General features: G+C 28.5%; 4 protein-coding genes. 3 read left to right on the top strand and 1 reads right to left on the bottom strand.

From position 1 onward, the window contains the following. The coding region (locus EZH24_RS11600) for a PD-(D/E)XK nuclease family transposase (RefSeq protein ID WP_170310872.1) at window positions 1-382 on the top strand (382 nt) is incomplete at its 5' end. Between the two features lie 21 nt (window positions 383-403). On the opposite strand, the gene EZH24_RS14275 is transcribed toward EZH24_RS11600, so the two are convergent. Beyond that, a complete protein-coding gene (locus EZH24_RS14275) occupies window positions 404-544 on the bottom strand; it encodes a hypothetical protein (protein ID WP_161976161.1) in 141 nt (46 codons plus the stop codon). An 83-nt stretch (window positions 545-627) separates the two neighbouring features. On the opposite strand from EZH24_RS14275, the gene EZH24_RS11595 reads away from it, so the two are divergent. After that, window positions 628-882, top strand: a complete 255-nt coding sequence (locus tag EZH24_RS11595) for a DUF4160 domain-containing protein (protein ID WP_137999249.1) — start codon at window positions 628-630, stop codon at window positions 880-882. A 2-nt stretch (window positions 883-884) separates the two neighbouring features. Then, entirely contained in the window at window positions 885-1127 is a 243-nt protein-coding gene (locus EZH24_RS11590; protein ID WP_137999248.1) for a DUF2442 domain-containing protein, read from the top strand. Window positions 1128-1552: the final 425 nt, after the last annotated feature.

Below are 1552 nucleotides of genomic sequence, written 5' to 3'. Positions count from 1 at the left end.
TCAAATGCATATTTTGGAAGTTCAAAGATTTATTGAAATAATTGAAAAATCAACTATAGACGAATTAAGGAAAAATAAATTGTTAACTTGGATGAAATTTTTCACGAGTAAAAACTTAAAAGCTATAGAAAAAGAACTCAAGGAGGCAAACCCAATTATGACAAAAGTAATTGAAGAATATAAACGATTTACTTCGGACGAAAAACTTATGCGAGCTTATGACGCAAGAGACGCGTTTTTATTGGGACAAAAAATGATGCTTAATAGAGAGCGAGAAGAAGAAAAAAAATATATAGCCAAAAACCTAAAAAATGCAGGTTTGGATATAAAATTTATAAGCGAAAACACAGGTTTAAGTATCGAAGAAGTAGAAAAACTATAATATATATCATTTTTACTAAATTTAATTATTACCTTCAACTACTTTAATCTCTTCATTACTCAAATTATATAGTTTATAAACTAAATTATCAATTTCTCTCTCCTCCTCCGAACTATCAACATTACTACGCTTTTTATAAATTACTTTATCAACCAACTTCACAATTTTCCGCTTTAGCATTTATAAACTATTTATAAATTTTTTAAATATGTTAAAATATATTTACTAATTTAGAGGATAGCAAAATGCCAGTTATATCAAGATTTTATGGTATCATAATAAAAATGTATTTTCAACAAAAGGAACATAATCCGCCACATTTTCACGCTATCTATGGCGAATATGTCGGCGTAATAGATATTAACGAATTAAAAATTATAGAAGGCGATTTACCAAGCAAGGCATCTTCTATGGTTTTGGAATGGGCAAAAAATAATCAAGCGGAATTATTAAATATATGGCAAACGCAAAATTTTAAACAATTAGAACCTTTGGAGTAGTTATGCTGTTTCATAAAATAAAAAATGTCGAGGCTTTGGATAATTTGACTTTGCAAGTTTTATTTGAAAACGGCGAAAAACGATTTTACGATTTAAATAAACTTATAGAAGCAAATAAAGATTTTGAAATATTGAAAAACAATAATGATTTATTTAAATTAGTAAAAGTAGATATTCAAGGTTATGGCGTTTATTGGAACGATTATTTAGATATATCTTGCGATGAAATTTATTATTGCAAATAATTTAAAATATAACTAAACCCTAAATTCCAACTCATAACCAATAATAAACTCCGTCTCCTCTTCAGTCAAATCATAAAGCGGACAAATCAACCTGTGCGTAGTTCTTTTTATAAAAGAATGCAAAATTATTGTTCTTTTTTGATAGCAAAAAAGAACCAAAAAACTATTCCTTTTTTTGTAAAAAAAGGAAACAAAAAAACAACTCCATTTAGAATTTGTTATTCCACTTGCAAAAACTTTTCGCCGTTTTTGGAAAGTCCGTCATTGCGAGCCGAACGAGTGAGGCGAAGCAATCCACTTTAAACCCATTAACATTTCTTAATAACAAGGGGTAGTTACCCCTTGCGCTACAACCTAATTTAAACATTTAACTAAACCCTAAACTCCAACTCATAACCAATAATAAACTCCGTCTCCTCTTCAGT

Origin of the sequence: Brachyspira catarrhinii (assembly GCF_005518285.1) — a bacterium.
GTDB classification, from domain to species: Bacteria; Spirochaetota; Brachyspiria; order Brachyspirales; family Brachyspiraceae; genus Brachyspira; species Brachyspira catarrhinii.
Note: the sequence above shows the minus strand (reverse complement) of the source record. Positions and strands in the feature narration are given on the sequence as shown.